The following is a 17025-nucleotide window of genomic DNA, read 5'->3' on the forward strand; positions in this document are numbered from 1 at the left end:
GAACCCGCGCCTGGAGACCCCGATGTCCACCCACGACTTCATCGCCATCGGGCTGGGCCCGTACAACCTGGGCCTGGCCTGCCTCACCGCGCCGATCGACGAGCTCGACGGGGTGTTCCTGGAGGCCCGGCCGAGCCTCGCCTGGCACCCCGGGATGCTGCTGGAGTCGGCCCGGTTGCAGACCCCGTTCATCGCCGACCTGGTCAGCCTCGCGGACCCGACGTCGCCGTACTCCTTCCTCAACTACCTCAAGGAGATCGGCCGCCTCTACCCGTTCTACATCCGGGAGAGCTTCTACCCGCTGCGCAGCGAGTACGACGCGTACTGCCGGTGGGCGGCGGCGAAACTGCCGAACCTGCGCTTCGGTCAGAGCGTGACAACCGTGGAGTACGACCCCGCCGACGAGCGGTACGTGGTGCGGGCCAGCACGAGCACGGGCGAGACCGTGCAGTACCGGGCCCGGCACCTGGTGCTCGGCACCGGCACCCCGCCGCACCTACCTCCGGCCGTGGCCGACCTGCCGGGCGATGCCGTGCACAACTCCCGCTACCTGGAGCACCGCTCGCTGCTGCGCACGAAGCGCAGCATCACGGTGGTGGGCAGCGGGCAGAGCGCCGCCGAGATCTACCACGACCTGCTCGGTGACATCGACCGGTACGGCTACCAGCTCAACTGGGTGACCCGGTCGCCGCGGTTCTTCCCGCTCGAGTACACGAAGCTGACGTTGGAGATGACCTCACCGGACTACGTGGACTACTTCCACGCGCTGCCCGAGGCGACCCGCTACCGGCTGGAGTCCGAGCAGAAGGGCCTGTTCAAGGGGATCAACGCCGACCTGATCAACGACATCTTCGACCTGCTCTACGCGCAGAGCGTCGACGGGCCGGTGAACACCCGCCTGCTGACCAACACCGAGCTGGTCGGCGCCGACCACCAGGACGGGCAGTACACGCTCAGGTTGCGTCAGGTCGAGCAGGAACGCGACTATGCCCTGCGGACCGAGGGTCTGGTGCTGGCCACCGGCTACCACTACCGGGTGCCCGAATTCCTCGCGCCGGTACGGGACCGGATCCGCTGGGACGCGCACGGCCGCTTCGACGTGGCCCGCAACTACAGCATCGACCACACCGGGCGGGGCATCTTCCTGCAGAACGCGGGCACCCACACGCACAGCATCACCTCACCGGACCTGGGCATGGGCGCCTACCGCAATTCCTGGATCATCAGCGAGCTGCTCGGCCGGGAGCACTACCCGATCGAGAAGAGCATCACCTTCCAGGAGTTCGGGGTGTCGTCGTGACCGCCGTCTTCCGCCGGGTCGACGCCCGGCTCGGTGAGTTCGCGCTGCGGCCGCTCGATCCGGACGCCGACGCGGCGCTGCTGCACACCTGGGTGACCCACCCGAAGGCGGCGTTCTGGATGATGCAGGACGCCGACCTGGCCCAGGTCACCGAGGAGTACCAGCGGATCGCCGCGCACCCGCATCACGACGCGTACCTCGGGCTGTGGCGGGGGAGTCCCGCCTTCCTCGCCGAGCGCTACGACCCGGCCCACGTCGAGCTGGTCGGCCTCTACGACCACCAGCCCGGTGACGTGGGCATGCACTTCCTCTGCGCGCCGGTCGACGCGCCCGCGCACGGCTTCACCCGGGCGGTGATCGGCACCGTGATGGCGTGGCTCTTCGACGACCCGACGACCCGACGGGTGGTGGTCGAGCCGGACGTGCGCAACACCGCCGTGCACGCGCTGAACGCCGCCGTCGGCTTCACTGTCGTCGGCCCGATCGCCAAACCGGAGAAGGACGCGCTGCTCAGCGTCTGTACCCGAGCCCAGTTCGAGGCCGCCACCGACCGGGCCGCCGCCGACCGAACCGAAGGAGCCCCGGCGTGACCACCACCGCCGTCCCCACCCACCCGCCCGTCGCCACCGCGTACCCCGCCTCCGGCGACCCGGTCGGGCACCTCACCCCGCAGCGCTGGGCCCGGGCCAACCGGCTGCTGGTTCGCAAGGCGCTCGCCGAGTTCACCCACGAGCGGCTGCTCACCCCGCGGGCCGTGGCCGGCCCCGACGACCGGCAGTGGTACGAGATCGCCAGCGACGACGGCACCGTCACCTACCGGTTCGCGGCGCGGGTGCTCGCCCTGGCGCACTGGCAGATCGACGCGGACAGCATCACCCGACACCGCGACGGCACCTCGCTGACCCCGGACGCGGTGGATTTCATCGTCGAACTGCGCGACACTCTCGGGCTCTCCGCGCGGGTGCTCCCGGTCTACCTGGAGGAGATCACCTCGACATTGGCGGGTACCGCGTACAAGCTGGCCCAGGCCGCGCCGAGCGCCGCCGAGCTGGCCGAGGCGGACTTCCAGACCATCGAGACCTCGATGACCGAGGGCCACCCCTGCTTCGTGGCGAACAACGGCCGGCTCGGCTTCGGCGTCGACGAGTACCACCGGTACGCACCGGAGGCCGCCGCGCCGGTGCGGCTGGAGTGGCTGGCCGCGCACCGGGACCACGCCACGTTCAGCAGCGCCGCCGACCTCGACTACGACACGCTCATCGAGAGCGAGTTGGACGCCGAGACCCGGGCCCGGTTCGCGGCCTCGATGGCCGATCTCGGGCTGGACCTCGCCGACTACCACCTGATCCCGGCGCACCCGTGGCAGTGGTGGAACAAGTTGGCGGTCACCTTCGCCGGTGAGCTGGCCGAGCGACGGCTGGTGCACCTCGGCCCCGGGCCGGACGTGTACCTCGCCCAGCAGTCCATCCGCACCTTCTTCAACGTCAGCGAGCCGGGTCGGCACTACGTCAAGACCGCGCTGTCGGTGCTGAACATGGGCTTCATGCGTGGGTTGTCGGCCGCGTACATGGAGGCCACCCCGGCGATCAACGACTGGCTGGCCGAGCTGATCGCCGCCGACGAGGTGCTGACCGGCACCGGCCTGACCGTCATCCGCGAGCGGGCCGCCGTGGGTTACCGGCACCGGCAGTACGAGGCGGCGACCGAGCGCACCTCCCCGTACCGCAAGATGCTGGCCGCCCTGTGGCGGGAGAGCCCGGTGCCCGAGCTGGCACCGGGGCAGCGACTGTCCACGATGGCCGCGCTGCTGCACGTCGACGACGAGGGCGGCTCACTGGCGGCGGCGCTGATCGCCCGGTCCGGCCTGGCGCCCGAGGTGTGGCTACGCCGTTACCTGGACGCCTACCTGACCCCGCTGCTGCACAGCTTCTACGCCCACGACCTGGCCTTCATGCCGCACGGCGAGAACGTCATCCTGGTCCTCGACGAGCAGGACACCGTGCAGCGGGTGATCTTCAAGGACATCGCCGAGGAGATCGCGGTGATGAGCGACAGGGTGGAGCTGCCGACGGCGGTGGAGCGGATCCGCGTCGAGGTGCCCGACGACACCAAGCTGCTGAGCATCTTCACCGACGTGGTGGACTGCTTCCTGCGGCACCTCAACGCGGTCCTGGTCGAGGCCGGTGTTCTCGCCGAGGACGACTTCTGGCGCACGGTCGCCGCCTGCGCCGCCGACTACTTCGACCGGGTGCCGCACCTGGCCGAGCGGGTCCGCCACTACGACCTGTTCGCCCCGGAGTTCACGCTGTCCTGCCTCAACCGGCTGCAACTGCGCAACAACCAGCAGATGATCGACCTGGCCGACCCGTCGGCGGCGCTCCAGTTCGTCGGCACCCTGATCAACCCGCTGGCCGCCCACGCTCCGGCCCGGTGACCGCGAACGCGTTTGATCAGCGCGCACGGCAACGGGTGCAATAGCCGGATGGGAGTTCTGAGTACCGCGAGCCTGTTCGCCGCCACCCTCACTACTGGTCTGACCGCCGGGCTGTTCGCCGCCTTCGCGTACGCGGTCATGCCGGGTCTGGCCCGCACCGACGACCGGACGTTGGTGCTCGCCATGCGGCGGATCAACGAGTCGATCCTCAACGGGTGGTTCGCCGTGTGCTTCGGCGGCGCGCTGCTGTTCACGCTGGTGGCGGCGGCGCTGCACCTGGGGGCCGAGCGTCGGGCGGTGTTGCCGTGGATCGTCGCCGGGTTGCTGCTGTACCTGGTGGTGCTCGGCGTCACCGCCGCTGTCAACGTGCCACTCAACAACGTGCTGGCCCGCGCCGGCGACGTCGACGACGCCACCGACCTCGCGGCGCTGCGGGCGCGCTTCGAGGTCACCTGGGTACGCGGCAACGTGGTTCGTGCCGTCGCGTCGACCGGCGCTTTCGGCGTGCTGGCGTGGGCGCTGGTGGCCGAGGGCCGGCTGCTCGGCTGAGGCCGGATGGGCGACCGGCCGGGTCGCGGTTGCCTCAGTCGGTCGGCTCTGCCGTGCCGGCCTGCTGGAACGCGCGGGCCAACCGGGCGAGGTCGAAGCCCTCGAAGTGCTGGAGGAACCGGCGCCGCACGGCGGCCAGGTGACTGGGCCAGGATTCCTCCAGGCGGGCGTAGCCCGCGTCGGTGAGGACGGCGTTCCAGCCGCGCGCGTCCTCCTCGCACCGTTCCCGACGGACCAGGCCCTGCGTCTCCAGCCGCATGATCGTGCGGGTCATCCCGCTGAGCGAGAGGTAGCAGAGCGCGGCGAGTTCGTTCATGCGCATCCGCCGTTCCGGTGTCTCGGAGAGGTTCATCAGCGCGGTGTACTCGGTGAGCGGCAGCTGACGGTCACCGACCATGTCCGCGTCGATCGCGCGGGGCAGCACGTGCATCACCTGGCCCAGGGCGCGGACCAGGGATTCCTCATCCGGGGTGAGGGGTTGCGGAGTCGCTGCGATGGGGTTGGACATCCTCCTAGCATACTTGCTTGACTCAGCAAGTGCTTACCCTCGTTGTGACCACGCCCATACGGCAAGTATTTGCTTGACCAATCAAGCAGAGATAGCGTTTCCCGTCGTCAGGCAAGGACCTCTGAAAGGCGCCACACATGACCAGGATCGGGATCATCCTCGGAAGCACCCGCCCGGGGCGTAACGGCGAGGCCGTCGCCCGCTGGGTGCTCGAGATCGCCAAGCAGCGCTCCGACGCGGAGTACGAGCTGATCGACCTGCTGGACTACCAGCTGCCGCACCTCGACGAGGCGTACCCGCCCTCGATGGGCCAGTACTCCCAGCCGCACACCAAGCGGTGGGCCGAGACGATCGCGTCGTTCGACGGGTTCATCATCGTCACCCCCGAGTACAACCACTCGACCTCGGGTGCCCTGAAGAACGCGATCGACTTCCTCTACGCCGAGTGGAACAACAAGGCCGTCGGCTTCGTCAGCTACGGCTCGGTCGGCGGGACGCGCGCCGTGGAGCACCTGCGTCTGATCTCCGGTGAGCTCCAGATGGCCGACGTGCGGTCGCAGGTTGCCCTGTCGCTCTTCACCGACTTCGAGAACTTCAGCGTCTTCAAGCCCAACCAGTTCCACCAGGACTCGCTGACCACCACGCTCGACCAGGTGGTGGCCTGGAGCACGGCGCTCGCGCCGCTGCGCAAGGGCTGAGCACGTAGCGCCTTCCGGAAACGGCCGTGGGGCTCCCACGGCCGTTTCCGGACGTGGCGTGGTGTGACGCCGGCCACGGCCGACGCCGGGCGGGCGCATTCACTACCCTTGGCGCGATGAGTCGACCCGCCGTCGCTGGTCGGGCTCCGCTCTGGCGGGACCGGACCTTCAGCACGTACTGGGTCGCTCAGTCGCTCTCGGCGGCCGGCGACTCGTTCGCCTACCTGGCGGTGCCGCTGCTGGTGCTCCAGGCGACCGGGTCGGTGGCACGGATGGGCCTGCTCACCGCCGTCGCGGGCGCGGCGTCCGTCGCCGCCGGGATCTTCGGCGGGGTGCTGGTCGACCGGTACGACCGCCGCACCCTCATGATCGTGGCGGATCTGACCCGACTGCTGCTCTACGCGCTGGTGCCGCTGGCGTGGCTTGCCGGTCCGCAGGTCTGGCTGCTCTTCGTCGTGCTGCCGATCTGCGAGGCGGTCGGCATGCTGTTCCAGGTCGCCGCGGTGACCGCGGTCCGCAACCTCGTCGACTCCGACCGGATCACCGAGGCCAACGGCCGGTTGCAGGCGACGTACGCGGCGGCGGCCGTCCTCGGGCCGCTGCTGGCCGGTGTGGTGGCTGCCCGCTTCGGCCCGGCGACCGCCATCGCCGTCAACGCGGCGAGCTTCGCGCTCTCGGCAGCCGGCCTGTGGCTGATCCGACTGCGTCCCGTCCAGGTGGACGAGGGGGTGGCCCGGCAACGCCCGCTGGCCGAGTTCCTGGCCGGGGCGCGGTTCCTGTGCCGTCAGCCCGTGCTGCGCGCGCTGACCGTCCTGTTGTCGGTCTTCATCTTCCTCACCTACGGTTTCGTCGACGTGTTGATCTACCACGTCACGCACGACCTCGGCGGTTCCGAGAAGACCGTCGGCACGGTGCTCGGCCTGGCGGCGCTGGGCACGGTCGCCGGCGCGCTGCTGGTGGCGCCGCTGCGCCGACGTCGCGGCTTCGGCGCCACCTGGATCGGCGCGCACGCGGTCTGCGGTTTCGCGGTGGCGGGGGTCGGTATCGCGACGACCGTGCCCGCGGTCACCACGTTGACCGCGGTGTATTTGTGCTGCCTCAGCGTCGGCGGGATCTGTTCGATGTCCCTGCGGCAGGAGATCACCCCCGATCACCTGCTGGGTCGGGTGACGTCGGCGTTCTGGAGCACGCACTACGCCCTCGGTCCGGCCGGTGCTGTCGTGCTGACCTGGGCCGCCGGCCGCTTCGGTGCGCCGGCGGTCACGCTCGTCGCCGGCGCGGGGTGCCTGCTGGTCGCGGTCGGCGGCCTCTTCACCCCGATCCGCCGTGCCGGCGCGGAGCCGGCCGCCGGGCAGCCCGGACTGCGCCCGGCCCCGGCCGGCGGCACCGGTGGTTGAGACGCTATGGAGCTGATGTCGTAAGCGATTCAAGCGGTGAGGGCGCTTCGGGCGGTGGGAGCGGTTTAGGCGGTGGGGGCGCTTCGGGGGTGGTGGGGGGAGCTTCGGGCGGTGGGGGAGATCCGGGCGGCCCGGCCAGTGGCCGATTCGTTTGTGGCATCAACTCCAAAGGCGCCGACCACCACTGTGGCCTCCTGAGGGAGCGGAGCGGGCGCGGTCAGAACTCCTGGTACATCACGTGCAGGCCGACCCGGCCCAGGGTGGGGTGACGGAACGCGCCCGGCACGGTGCCGACCACCTCGAAGCCCTCCCGCCGATACAACCGCACCGCCGAACCGTTGCTTTCCGCCACCGCGTTGAACTGCATGCCGGCGTACCCCCGCTGGCGGGCCCAGGCCAGGGCGTCACGGCACAGCGCGGTCCCCACACCCCGGCCCCGCGCGGCGGCGGCGACCATGAAGCTGGCGGTGGACACGTGGGCGCCCGGCCCGGGCCGGTTGGTGCCCATCTTCGCGGTGCCGAGCACCCGCTCGCCGTCGACCGCCACGACGGTCCGCGCCGGCGCCGCCTCGACCCACATGGAGTACGACTGCTCGGCGGTCATCGCCGGGTCGTAGGTAAAGGTTTCCTGTGCCCGGATCACCTCCTCGATGATCGGCAACACCTGCGACCAGTCCCCGTCGACGAACTCCCGAATCAGCACCCGGGGAGGTTAGGCCCCGACAGCAGCCCCGGACAATCCGTTATCCGCTGGTGCATCCGAGCGGCGTACCCGACGCGAAGCATGGGTCGTGACGAGACGTCACGGATCCGGCCGCTTCGACGAAAGGCCCGCTGATGAAGATCGCACGAATCGCCGCCCGGATGGCGGTGGGCGCCGTGGCCACCGCGCTGGCCACCACCGCGGTCGCCGTACCGGCCGCCCAGGCCACCAGCAAGCCCAAACCGCTCGGCACGACGTCACTCGCCCAGGTGCTGACCCGGGACACCAGCGGCTTCGACCGCAACTCGCGGGACTTCGACGTGCTGACGGCCGCCGTGCTGGCCGTGCTGGAGGCCAAGCCGAACTCTCCGGTCAAGGTGCTCACCGACGGCACCGTGGCGCTGACCGCGTTCATCCCCACCGACGCGGCCTTCCAGCAGTTGGTCAGCGAGATCACGCAGGCCCAGAAGGTGCCGAGTGAGAGCGCCGCCTTCACCGCCGTGGCCGGGCTGGGCATCGACACCGTCGAGTCGGTGCTGCTCTACCACGTTGTCCCGGGCGCCACCATCGATCGCAAGACGGCGGTCCGGGCAGACGGTACGGATCTGACCACCGCGCTCGGTTCGGCCGTCGAGGTCGACGTGCGCACCTACCTGTACTTCTTCCGCCAGGTGCGGCTGGTCGACGCCGACACCGACGACCGTGACGCCCGCGTCGTCTCGTACGACGTCAACAGGGGCAACCGGCAGATCGCGCACGCCGTGGACCGGGTGCTGCGCCCGATCGACCTGCCCTGACCGCGGCCGGGTGGCGTCCGACCATGCGGCGGACGCCACCCGCGCCCGGACGTCAGCCCGAGGCGAGCGCGGCCAGCTCCTCGTCGAGCAGGGCCGCCAGCCGGGCGGATCGCCCGGGATGGCTGTGCGCGGTCATCCCACGGCTGGGCATCTCCACTGTCATCAGCAGGTACAAGTGCAACCGGTAGAGACCCAGACGGCGGCGTGCCGAGGCGTCCAGCACCACCGGTTCGGGCGCACCGGCCTGGTAACCGTGCATCAGGGGGTGCTCCGGCTCGTCCTCCACGCGTCGAAAGAGCAGCGGCGAGACCAGGTCCAGCAGTGGGTCGCCGTAGAGGAACCGCTCACCGTCCACCAGGCCGCGCAGCCGCAACCGGCCGTCCGCGTCGGGAGCCGCCAGCACGTTGCCGTCCCAGCAGTCGAAGTGCAGAAGCGCCGGTCGGCGTACCTCGTCGAGCACGTCGGCGTGCCGCCCCACCAGCGCGTGCAGTTGCTCGGGGGTCACCGGCAGTCGGACGTCCCAGTCGGCCGCGTCGGCCAGGAGCGCGTCGAGCATCGCCGTGAACGCCGCCCGCCAGGTCGGCCCGCCGGCCCGGTCGTCGTCGTACCCGAACCGCTCACCGGTCACCGCGTGCAACGCGGCGAGGGCCACCCCGAGGTCGTGGCGCACCGGGCCGTCGTCGATGGCGACACCCGCCTCGGCCAGGCCGGACAGCGACCGGCCGGGAAGCATCGTGGTGACCAACCACTCGCCGTACGCCGGGTCGGCGTCGCGCCGGAGCACCCGGGGGACGGGCACCTGCGGCGCCCGCTGCGCGACGAGTCGGAAGTATCGCTCCTCGGCAGCGCAGAGCCCTCGCTCGTAGCGCAGCAGCGGGGTTCCGGCCGGCGGGGCCAGCTTCACCACCACCCGGCTGCCGTCGTCGAGCAGCGCCCACCAGACCGTCGCGAACCCGCCACCGGCCAGCGGACCAGCGTCGCGGACCCGGGTGTGTGGGCCGAACGACGCGGCGATCAGGTGTGCCACGTCGGCGCGCGTGAGGGGCCGCTGGGTCGGGCTGACACCGGTCACGACCTGCTGTCACCCCGCCGGGCGCGTGGCGCGGAACCCGCGGTCGCGCGGGTGGACCGGGGGACGGGACCGGCGGTGTCGCGGCGGACCAACTCGGCGGGGAGCACCTCGACCCGGGGCGTCGGGGCTTCGACGCCGAGCACCAGGGACATTGCCCGCACACCCATGTCGACAAGGGGCAGACGCACCGTGGTCAGCGCCGGGGTCACGTCCCGGGCGATCGGCATGTCGTCGAAACCCAGCACCGAGATCTGCTGTGGCACCGCCATCCCACGCGCGCGCAGGGTGGCGAGCGCACCGATGGCCATCGAGTCGTTGAGCGCCACGATGGCGGTCAGCTCCGGATCGGCGTCGAGCAGTCGGGCGGTGGCCTCCGCGCCACCGTCGCGGTCGAACTCCGCGTACCGGATGCGCCGTTCGGGCAGCTTGCGGTCCTGCTCGGTGAGGGCCTGCCGGAGGCCGGCGAGCCGGTCGGTGGTGGTGGTCAGGATGCGCGGGCCGGCGACCACGCCGATCGCCCGGTGCCCCAGCCCGCACAGCTCCCGCCCGGCGAGGTAGCCGCCGGTCCGGTTGTCCGGCATCACCGCGTCACCGGAGTGCTCGTGCCGGCCGATCACCGCCACTCGCCCGCCGGTGGCCTCGTACGCGGCGAGCTTCTCGTTGAGCTGCCGGGTGAACGCCTCGTCGTGGTAGCCCGAGCCGGCCAGGATCAGCGCCGCCACCTGGTGGCCGCGCAGCAGCTCCACGTACTCCAACTCGCGGTCCGGGTCCCGGTAGCTGTTGCAGATCATCAGCAGCCGGCCCTGGTCGGTGGCGACTCGTTGCAGCCCTCGGGTGATCTCGGCGAAGTACGGGTCGGAGACGTCGTGCACGATCACGCCGACAGCGCTGCGGTGCGAGCGGGCCAGCAGTTGGGCGTGCGCGTTCGGCACGTACTGCAACTCGGCGACGGCGGCGAGCACCCGTTCGCGCAGCTCGTCGGTGACCGGCTTGCTGCTGCCGTTGATGACGCGGGAGGCGGTGGCGGGTGAGACGCCCGCTCGGCGGGCCACATCGGACAGGGTCGCCATGGCCCGCCCCCTCGATCTGTTGACGACGTTTCGTCGTGCCGGCTAGCGTCACCGTACCGCAGAGAAAGCCCTTTCCCGCAGGGAGGCCCGGCCGTGTCCGATCGCTTCGCGGTACTTCAACTTGACGAACTTCCCGCCCGTCGCTGCTCGTGCGGGACCACCCGCCGCGGCTTCATAGCCGAGAGCGAGGGCCAGGCCAGCGTGCATCTGCTCCAGGTGCAGGACGCGGTGACCCATCACCACCGGGTCGCCACCGAGTACTACGTCGTGCTGGCCGGTGAGGGCGAGATCGAGCTGGACGGCGTCCGTCACCCGGCTCGGCCGATGTCCGCGTTCCTGATCAAGCCGGGCTGCCGGCACCGGGCCATCGGCGACCTCACCGTGCTGCTGGTGTCCCTGCCGGCCGCGGACGACACGGACGAGTACTTCGATGCGTGATCGGCCGTCGCCGCTGCCCGGCGGGGTCGGGGTGTCCCGGCTGCGCGTCTACGACACGGTGGCCCCGGACGGCCTGGTCGGCGGCACCCCGCACGTGCACCTGTGCTGTACCGAGGGGTACGTGGTGACCGACGGCGAGGGCGCGGTGCAGACCCTGACCATGGCCGGCTATCGGGAGACGCCGCTGCGGCCCGGGGTGGTGGTCTGGTTCGAGCCGGGCACCGTGCACCGCCTGGTCAACGCCGGCGGGCTGAGCATCGTGGTCCTGATGCAGAACAGTGGCCTGCCCGAGGCGGGCGACGCGGTGCTGACCTTCCCACCCGAGGTGCTGGCCGATCCGGCCGCGTACGCCGCGGCGGCGGCGTTGCCCGACGGGGGAGCGCCGGGCGCGGACGTGCGCGTCGCGTACCGCCGTCGGGATCTGGCGGTGACCGGCTTCCAGGCGCTGCGGTCCGGTGGTCCGGCGGCGTTGGCCGCGTTCCACGCCGCCGCGACAGCCCTGCGCCAGCCGTTGCTGGCGCGGTGGCGGCAGCGGTGGGCGGCCGGCGCGGGCCGCGCCGCCGCCGACACCGCCGCTCAGCTCGACGCCCTGGAGCGAGGGGATCCGGGACACCTCGGCGACGCCGGGGTGTACGCGGTGGACGCACCGGTCGAGCGGGGCCGGTTGGGCATGTGCGGCCTCCTGGACACCTACCCGGCGGCCGGCTGACCGTCCCACCGGGACGACTGTCGGAGGCGACGAGGCATCGGTGGAAACTGATCGAGGAAAGGCCTTGCCCGGTGTGAGGGGGCCGCCTACGCTCCAGGAAAGCGTTTGCCTGATCCGCCGACCGGCCCGTTCCATGGGCGTCGTGCCGGGCCCCGAGGAGGTTCCGCGTGACCGAGAACTCTTTGGACACGGCGGGTCGGCAGGCCGCCGCCGACCCGGCCGGCGGTGCGCGAGCCGCCACCGCCGGGCCCGGCGGCACCGATGCGCCGCAGGACCGTGACGGCGCGCTGCCGTCCACTGTGGGGAAACCACCACCCGGCGGCGGCCGACCACCACGTCCCACGCCCGCTCGCCGGGCGGTGACCTTCGCCGACTCGCTGTGGCGTCCGGCGCTGGTGCTCGCGGCCTTCTTCGCCGCCTGGTGGTTCGTGGCGGCCCGCGAGTACGTCCCCAACTATCTGGTGCCCACCCCCGGCCAGGTCTGGGAGACGATGACCTCCCAGTGGTCCGAGCTGGCCCGGCACACCCTGGTCACCCTCTACGAGACAGTGCTCGGCTTCGTGCTCGCCGCCGCGTTGGGTCTGGTCACCGCTGTCGCCATCGCCTACTCCCGCACCCTGGACAAGGCGCTCTACCCGATCGTCCTGTTCGCACAGGTCATCCCGAAGATCGCCATCGCGCCGCTGCTGGTGGTCTGGTTCGGCCTCGGCCTCACCCCGAAGATCATTCTGGCGGTGCTCATCGCGTTCTTCCCGGTGGTCATCTCCGGCGTGGCCGGGCTGCGCTCCACCGACCCGGAGTTGCTCGACCTCGCCGCCACGATGGGCGCCGGGCCGTGGCGCACCTTCCGCAAGATTCGCTTCCCGAACGCGCTGCCGCACCTGATGGCCGGCCTGAAGGTGGCCGTCACCCTCGCCGTGGTCGGTGCCGTGGTCGGTGAGTTCGTCGGCGCCAGCGAAGGGCTCGGTTACGTCCTGCTGCTGGCCAACGGCAACCTCGACGCCCCACTGCTGTTCGCCGACCTGATCCTGATGTCCGCCATCGGCATCGTCCTGTTCGTCCTGGTCGAGATCGCCGAGGCACTGCTCATTCCGTGGCACGCCAGCCGCCGGGCCGGCGTGTCCCTCACCACCTCCTGACCGACCCCATCACGGAGGCACCGATGAAACGCACCGCCACCACCATCCTGGCCACCGCCGCCCTGCTGCTCGCCGCCACCGGCTGCGGCGGGAGCAGCACCGTCGGCACGACCGGCGCGGACGGCAAGAAGCAGGTCACCCTCACCCTCAACTGGGTGCCCTACGGCGAGCACGCGCCCTTCTACTACGGCCTGCAGAAGGGCTACTACTCCGCCGAGGGCATCGAGCTGAAGATCCTGCCCGGCAACGGCTCGGGCAACACCGTCAAACAGGTCGCCCAGAAGCAGACCGACTTCGGCTGGGCCGACAGCCCGGTGCTGCTGAAATCGGTGGCCAGCGGCATGCCGGTGCGCAGCCTCGGCGCGTACCTGGAGAAGGGACCCTCCTCGGTGGAGTTCTTCACCGAGGAGAACATCAAGACCCCGGCCGACCTCAAGGGCAAGACCGTCGGCGGCACCCCCGGTGACGCCCTCTACGCGACCTTCCCGGCCTGGCTGGAGAAGAACGGCCTCCAGAAGGACGACGTCAAGGTGGTCAACGTCGACGCCGCCGGCAAGATCGCCGCCCTGGCCGAGGGCAAGGTCGACGCCATCATGGGCTTCTTCCACGACCAGGCCCCGACCATCGAGAGCAAGACCGGCAAGAAGGTCGACGTGCTGCTCTTCGCCGACTACGGGATGAACCTGCTCGGCACCGGCCTGATCGCCAACACCCAGACCCTGCAGAAGGACCCGGAGCTGGTCCGCAAGTTCGTCAAGGCCACCCAGAAGTCCTGGGCCGACGCTGCCCGGGACCCCGCCGGCGCGGTGAGCGCGATGACGGCCCTGGCCGAGAACGAACCGGCGCCCGAGGTGCTCACCAAGCAGCTCACCCTCAACCTGCCGCTGATCGGCGCGGACGGCCCGCCCGGGGTGAACACCGAGGCCCAGTGGAGCGAGACCATCGACCTGATGTCCCGCTACGCCGAGCTGAAGGACCCGGGAGCGCCCAACGCGTACTGGGACTCCTCGTACGCGGCGCAGGGGTGACCCGGTGACCGCCGCGCCGGCAGCCACCGGCACCGCCATCGGAATGTCCGGCCTGACCGTCCGGTTCACCACCCGACGGACGCAGACCACCGCGTTGGACGACGTGTCGCTGAACATCGAGCCGGGCGAGTTCGTCACCATCGTCGGCCCGTCCGGCTGCGGCAAGTCCACCCTTCTGAAGATCGTCGCGGGGTTGGTCAAGCCGACCAGCGGTGAGGTGTCGCTGCTGGAGCGCCCGGTGCGCGGCCCGCAAAAGGAGATCGGCTTCGTCTTCCAGAAGGCCGCGCTGCTGGAGTGGCGCGGCGCCCGAGCCAACATCCTGCTCCAGGCCGAGATGCGCGGCATGGACCGGGCGCAGGCGGCCCGTCGCGCCGACGAGCTGATCGAGATGACCGGCCTCACCGGCTTCGAGAAGGCGTTGCCACACGAGCTGTCCGGCGGCATGCAGCAGCGGGTGGCGCTCTGCCGCGCGCTGCTGCACTCCCCGCCGGTGCTGCTCATGGACGAACCGTTCGGCGCCCTGGACGCGCTGACCCGGGAGCAGATGAACGCCGAACTGCACCGGATCTGGCGCGAGACCGGGACCACGGTGGTGCTGGTCACCCACTCCATCGCCGAGGCGGTCTTCCTCGGCACCCGGGTCGTGGTGATGAGTCCGCGGCCCGGCCGGATCATCCGCACCTTCCCGGTCGAGCTGCCGGCGCACCGCGACTACGCGCAGGTGATGTCGGACCCCCGCTTCGACCGGCTCGCCACCGACCTGCGTGGGTTGCTCGGCAGCGCGGCCGCCAACCACTGAGCGCGGATCGGCACGACCAGCACGACGGAAGGAACACCATGACCCGCAGGTCGATCGGCATCATCGTCAACGGCGTGACCGGCAGGATGGGCTACCGGCAGCACCTCGTCCGGTCGCTGCTGGCCATCCGCGAATCCGGTGGTGTGGCGTTGGCCGACGGCACCACCATCTGGCCGGAACCGGTCCTGGTCGGGCGCAACGAGACGAAGCTGCGGGAGATCGCCGAGCGGCACGGGCTGACCGAGTGGACCACCGACCTGACCTCGGCGCTGGCCCGCGACGACATCGAGATCTACTTCGACGCGCAGGTCACCCAGCAGCGGGAGAAGGCGATCCGGCAGGCCATCGAGGCCGGCAAGCACATCTACACGGAGAAGCCCCTCGCCGAGGACACCGCGGCGGCCCTCGACCTGGCCCGGGCGGCGGACGCGGCCGGCGTCCGCACCGGTGTCGTGCAGGACAAACTCTTCCTGCCCGGTCTGCGCAAGCTCAAGCGCCTCATCGACGGCGGCTTCTTCGGCCGGATCCTCTCGGTGCGCGGCGAGTTCGGGTACTGGGTCTTCGAGGGCGACTGGCAGCCCGCCCAGCGGCCGTCGTGGAACTACCGGACCGAGGACGGCGGCGGCATCGTGGTCGACATGTTCCCGCACTGGCACTACGTGCTGGAGGAGCTGTTCGGCCGGGTCACCGCCGTCTCCTGCGTGACCGCCACCCACGTGCCCGAACGGGTCGACGAGACCGGTCACCCGTACGCGGCCACCGCCGACGACGCCGCGTACGGCATCTTCGAACTCGACAGCGGAGTGATCGCCCAGATCAACTCCTCCTGGGCCGTGCGGGTGTACCGCGACGAGCTGGTGGAGTTCCAGGTCGACGGCGTCGAGGGCAGTGCGATCGCCGGTCTGCGGAACTGCCGGGTGCAGCACCGGGCCCTCACCCCGAAGCCGGTGTGGAACCCGGACCTGCCGGCCACCGAGGACTTCCGCGCCCAGTGGGCCGAGGTGCCCGACAACGAGGAGTTCGACAACGGCTTCAAGGTGCAGTGGGAGGCGTACCTGCGGCACGTGGTGGCCGGTGAGCCGTTCCGGTGGGACTTCCTGGCCGGCGCGCGCGGCGTGCAGCTCGCCGAGCTGGGGCTGCGCTCGGCCCGCGAGGGCGCGCGTATCGAGGTGCCGGAGCTGCGCTCATGAGCGCCGATGTGGTGTTGCCCGGTGGACGGCGGCACCGGCTGGCCGGGGGTGGCGGCTTCGCCGCGCCGGACGCGCCGGCGACCAGCCGGATCGCGTACGCCGCCGCGCACGTGGTCGCCGACCCGGGCGCGGAGAACGTGCCGGGTGCCCCGGCGGCGGTGGACTGGGACACCACCCTCGCCTTCCGACGGCATCTCTGGTCGTACGGGCTCGGGGTCGCCGAGGCGATGGACACCGCCCAGCGGGGGATGGGGCTGGACTATCCGGCCACCCGGGAGCTGATCCGCCGCAGCGCCGCCGAGGCCCGCGCGGTCGGCGGTCGAATCGTCGCCGGGGTCAACACGGACCAGCTGCCCGCCGGTCCGGCCACCCTGGCGGCGGTCACCACCGCGTACGCCGAGCAGCTCGACGACGTTCGCGCCGCCGGCGCCCGACCGGTGCTGATGTGCAGCCGGCACCTGGCCGCCGCCGCACGCGGCCCGGAGGACTACCTGCGGGTGTACGACGAACTGCTCAGCGCCGCCGACGAACCGGTGGTGCTGCACTGGCTGGGTCCGATGTTCGACCCGGCGTTGACCGGCTACTGGGGTGCGGTCGACCTGGACCTGGCCGCCGACACGGTGATCGAGCTGATCAAAGCGCACCAGTCCATGGTGGACGGCATCAAGGTGTCGCTCCTGGACGCCGACCGGGAGGTCGCGTTGCGCCGCCGCCTGCCGGCCGGGGTACGCCTCTACACCGGTGACGACTTCCACTATCCGGAGCTGATCCGGGGTGACGAGGTGGGTCACTCCGACGCGCTGCTCGGGGTGTTCGCGGCCATCGCGCCGGCCGCCGCCGCCGCGCTGGCCGCCCTGGACCGGGGAGACCTGCCGGCGTACGACGAGATCTTCGGGCCCACGGTGCCCCTGGCCCGGCACCTGTTCGCGGCACCGACCTGGCACTACAAGACGGGGATCGTGTTCCTGGCCTGGCTGGCCGGGCACCAGGACCACTTCACGATGGTCGGTGGCGCGCAGTCCGGCCGGTCCCCGGCGCACCTGGCCACCCTGCTCACCCTGGCCGACGCGGCCGGGCTGCTGCCCGACGCCGACCTGGCCGCCGCCCGCGCCCGAGCGCTGTTCACCGTGGCGGGGGTGGAGCAGTGAGCGCGAGGAGCGAGCCGGTTGTGCGAGCCCCGCAGTCGCGAGCGGA

At 71.2% G+C, this 17025-nt stretch carries 18 protein-coding genes; 14 read left to right on the forward strand and 4 right to left on the reverse strand.

What is annotated here, in order from left to right; translation table 11 throughout:
- Positions 1-22 precede the first annotated feature (22 nt).
- From AB0877_RS04540 to AB0877_RS04555, 4 genes are read left to right on the forward strand one after another with little or no spacing between them, the layout of a single operon-like run.
- Positions 23-1300 carry a SidA/IucD/PvdA family monooxygenase gene (locus tag AB0877_RS04540; RefSeq protein ID WP_366607094.1) on the forward strand — a complete coding sequence of 426 codons (1278 nt, stop codon included), beginning with the start codon at positions 23-25 and terminating at the stop codon, positions 1298-1300.
- A complete protein-coding gene (locus AB0877_RS04545) occupies positions 1297-1890 on the forward strand; it encodes a GNAT family N-acetyltransferase (protein ID WP_366606609.1) in 594 nt (197 codons plus the stop codon). Before AB0877_RS04540 ends, AB0877_RS04545 begins: the two co-directional genes overlap by 4 nt.
- Positions 1887-3734, forward strand: a complete 1848-nt coding sequence (locus tag AB0877_RS04550; protein ID WP_366606611.1) for an IucA/IucC family siderophore biosynthesis protein — start codon at positions 1887-1889, stop codon at positions 3732-3734. The genes AB0877_RS04545 and AB0877_RS04550 overlap by 4 nt, the downstream gene beginning before the upstream one ends.
- A 48-nt stretch (positions 3735-3782) precedes the next feature.
- Entirely contained in the window at positions 3783-4283 is a 501-nt protein-coding gene (locus AB0877_RS04555; protein WP_366606612.1) for an anthrone oxygenase family protein, read from the forward strand.
- Positions 4284-4317: 34 nt separating this feature from the next.
- Here AB0877_RS04555 and AB0877_RS04560 read toward each other — a convergent pair whose 3' ends face one another.
- Complete coding sequence (locus AB0877_RS04560) at positions 4318-4791, reverse strand: MarR family winged helix-turn-helix transcriptional regulator (protein ID WP_366606614.1); 474 nt, start codon at positions 4789-4791, stop codon at positions 4318-4320.
- A 137-nt stretch (positions 4792-4928) separates the two neighbouring features.
- Between AB0877_RS04560 and AB0877_RS04565 the strand changes: the two genes are divergently transcribed.
- Together AB0877_RS04565 and AB0877_RS04570 are read left to right on the forward strand one after the other, a co-directional pair.
- Complete coding sequence (locus AB0877_RS04565) at positions 4929-5489, forward strand: NAD(P)H-dependent oxidoreductase (RefSeq protein WP_366606616.1); 561 nt, start codon at positions 4929-4931, stop codon at positions 5487-5489.
- A 116-nt stretch (positions 5490-5605) separates the two neighbouring features.
- Positions 5606-6886: an MFS transporter gene (locus AB0877_RS04570; protein WP_366606618.1), complete on the forward strand. Its 1281-nt coding sequence runs from the start codon at positions 5606-5608 to the stop codon at positions 6884-6886.
- A 217-nt stretch (positions 6887-7103) separates the two neighbouring features.
- Here the strand turns inward: AB0877_RS04570 and AB0877_RS04575 are convergent, their stop codons facing one another.
- Positions 7104-7589 (reverse strand): GNAT family N-acetyltransferase, encoded by a 486-nt coding sequence (locus tag AB0877_RS04575; protein ID WP_366606620.1) that lies wholly within the window; start codon positions 7587-7589, stop codon positions 7104-7106.
- Positions 7590-7723: 134 nt separating this feature from the next.
- Between AB0877_RS04575 and AB0877_RS04580 the strand changes: the two genes are divergently transcribed.
- Positions 7724-8386, forward strand: a complete 663-nt coding sequence (locus tag AB0877_RS04580; protein ID WP_366606622.1) for a fasciclin domain-containing protein — start codon at positions 7724-7726, stop codon at positions 8384-8386.
- A gap of 52 nt (positions 8387-8438) precedes the next feature.
- Here the strand turns inward: AB0877_RS04580 and AB0877_RS04585 are convergent, their stop codons facing one another.
- Both AB0877_RS04585 and AB0877_RS04590 read right to left on the reverse strand, forming a co-directional pair.
- The gene (locus AB0877_RS04585; protein ID WP_366606623.1) at positions 8439-9413 is read right to left on the reverse strand and encodes an aminoglycoside phosphotransferase family protein; all 975 of its coding nucleotides are present in this window, start codon (positions 9411-9413) and stop codon (positions 8439-8441) included.
- A 41-nt stretch (positions 9414-9454) separates the two neighbouring features.
- Positions 9455-10528, reverse strand: coding sequence for a LacI family DNA-binding transcriptional regulator (locus AB0877_RS04590; protein ID WP_366606625.1), 1074 nt, complete (start codon positions 10526-10528; stop codon positions 9455-9457).
- Between the two features lie 93 nt (positions 10529-10621).
- Here AB0877_RS04590 and AB0877_RS04595 point away from each other — a divergent pair, with 93 nt between their 5' ends.
- The 7 genes from AB0877_RS04595 (at position 10622) to AB0877_RS04625 (ending at position 16979) form a co-directional block, all read left to right on the forward strand.
- Positions 10622-10966: a cupin domain-containing protein gene (locus AB0877_RS04595; protein WP_366606626.1), complete on the forward strand. Its 345-nt coding sequence runs from the start codon at positions 10622-10624 to the stop codon at positions 10964-10966.
- Complete coding sequence (locus tag AB0877_RS04600; protein ID WP_366606628.1) at positions 10959-11675, forward strand: cupin domain-containing protein; 717 nt, start codon at positions 10959-10961, stop codon at positions 11673-11675. The genes AB0877_RS04595 and AB0877_RS04600 overlap by 8 nt, the downstream gene beginning before the upstream one ends.
- 167 nt (positions 11676-11842) lie before the next feature.
- A complete protein-coding gene (locus AB0877_RS04605; protein ID WP_366606629.1) occupies positions 11843-12814 on the forward strand; it encodes an ABC transporter permease in 972 nt (323 codons plus the stop codon).
- Positions 12815-12837: 23 nt separating this feature from the next.
- Positions 12838-13842, forward strand: coding sequence for an ABC transporter substrate-binding protein (locus AB0877_RS04610; RefSeq protein ID WP_366606631.1), 1005 nt, complete (start codon positions 12838-12840; stop codon positions 13840-13842).
- Positions 13843-13846: 4 nt separating this feature from the next.
- Positions 13847-14641, forward strand: a complete 795-nt coding sequence (locus tag AB0877_RS04615; protein ID WP_366606632.1) for an ABC transporter ATP-binding protein — start codon at positions 13847-13849, stop codon at positions 14639-14641.
- A 38-nt stretch (positions 14642-14679) separates the two neighbouring features.
- On the forward strand, positions 14680-15831 hold the full coding sequence (locus AB0877_RS04620) for a Gfo/Idh/MocA family oxidoreductase (protein WP_366606634.1): 1152 nt from the start codon (positions 14680-14682) through the stop codon (positions 15829-15831).
- Complete coding sequence (locus tag AB0877_RS04625) at positions 15828-16979, forward strand: dihydrodipicolinate synthase family protein (RefSeq protein ID WP_366606635.1); 1152 nt, start codon at positions 15828-15830, stop codon at positions 16977-16979. The genes AB0877_RS04620 and AB0877_RS04625 overlap by 4 nt, the downstream gene beginning before the upstream one ends.
- Positions 16980-17025 lie beyond the last annotated feature (46 nt).

The organism is Micromonospora sp. NPDC047644 (assembly GCF_040704315.1).
Lineage (GTDB): Bacteria > Actinomycetota > Actinomycetes > Mycobacteriales > Micromonosporaceae > Micromonospora.

Bases quoted from the DNA above. Each gene is read 5' to 3' on its own strand.
- AB0877_RS04625 (WP_366606635.1), top strand. From the start codon at position 15,828: ATGAGCGCCGATGTGGTGTTGCCCGGTGGACGGCGGCACCGGCTGGCC.
- AB0877_RS04590 (WP_366606625.1), bottom strand. From the start codon at position 10,528: ATGGCGACCCTGTCCGATGTGGCCCGCCGAGCGGGCGTCTCACCCGCC.
- AB0877_RS04560 (WP_366606614.1), bottom strand. From the start codon at position 4,791: ATGTCCAACCCCATCGCAGCGACTCCGCAACCCCTCACCCCGGATGAG.
- AB0877_RS04600 (WP_366606628.1), top strand. From the start codon at position 10,959: ATGCGTGATCGGCCGTCGCCGCTGCCCGGCGGGGTCGGGGTGTCCCGG.
- AB0877_RS04610 (WP_366606631.1), top strand. From the start codon at position 12,838: ATGAAACGCACCGCCACCACCATCCTGGCCACCGCCGCCCTGCTGCTC.
- AB0877_RS04570 (WP_366606618.1), top strand. From the start codon at position 5,606: ATGAGTCGACCCGCCGTCGCTGGTCGGGCTCCGCTCTGGCGGGACCGG.
- AB0877_RS04620 (WP_366606634.1), top strand. From the start codon at position 14,680: ATGACCCGCAGGTCGATCGGCATCATCGTCAACGGCGTGACCGGCAGG.
- AB0877_RS04555 (WP_366606612.1), top strand. From the start codon at position 3,783: ATGGGAGTTCTGAGTACCGCGAGCCTGTTCGCCGCCACCCTCACTACT.
- AB0877_RS04565 (WP_366606616.1), top strand. From the start codon at position 4,929: ATGACCAGGATCGGGATCATCCTCGGAAGCACCCGCCCGGGGCGTAAC.
- AB0877_RS04540 (WP_366607094.1), top strand. From the start codon at position 23: ATGTCCACCCACGACTTCATCGCCATCGGGCTGGGCCCGTACAACCTG.
- AB0877_RS04580 (WP_366606622.1), top strand. From the start codon at position 7,724: ATGAAGATCGCACGAATCGCCGCCCGGATGGCGGTGGGCGCCGTGGCC.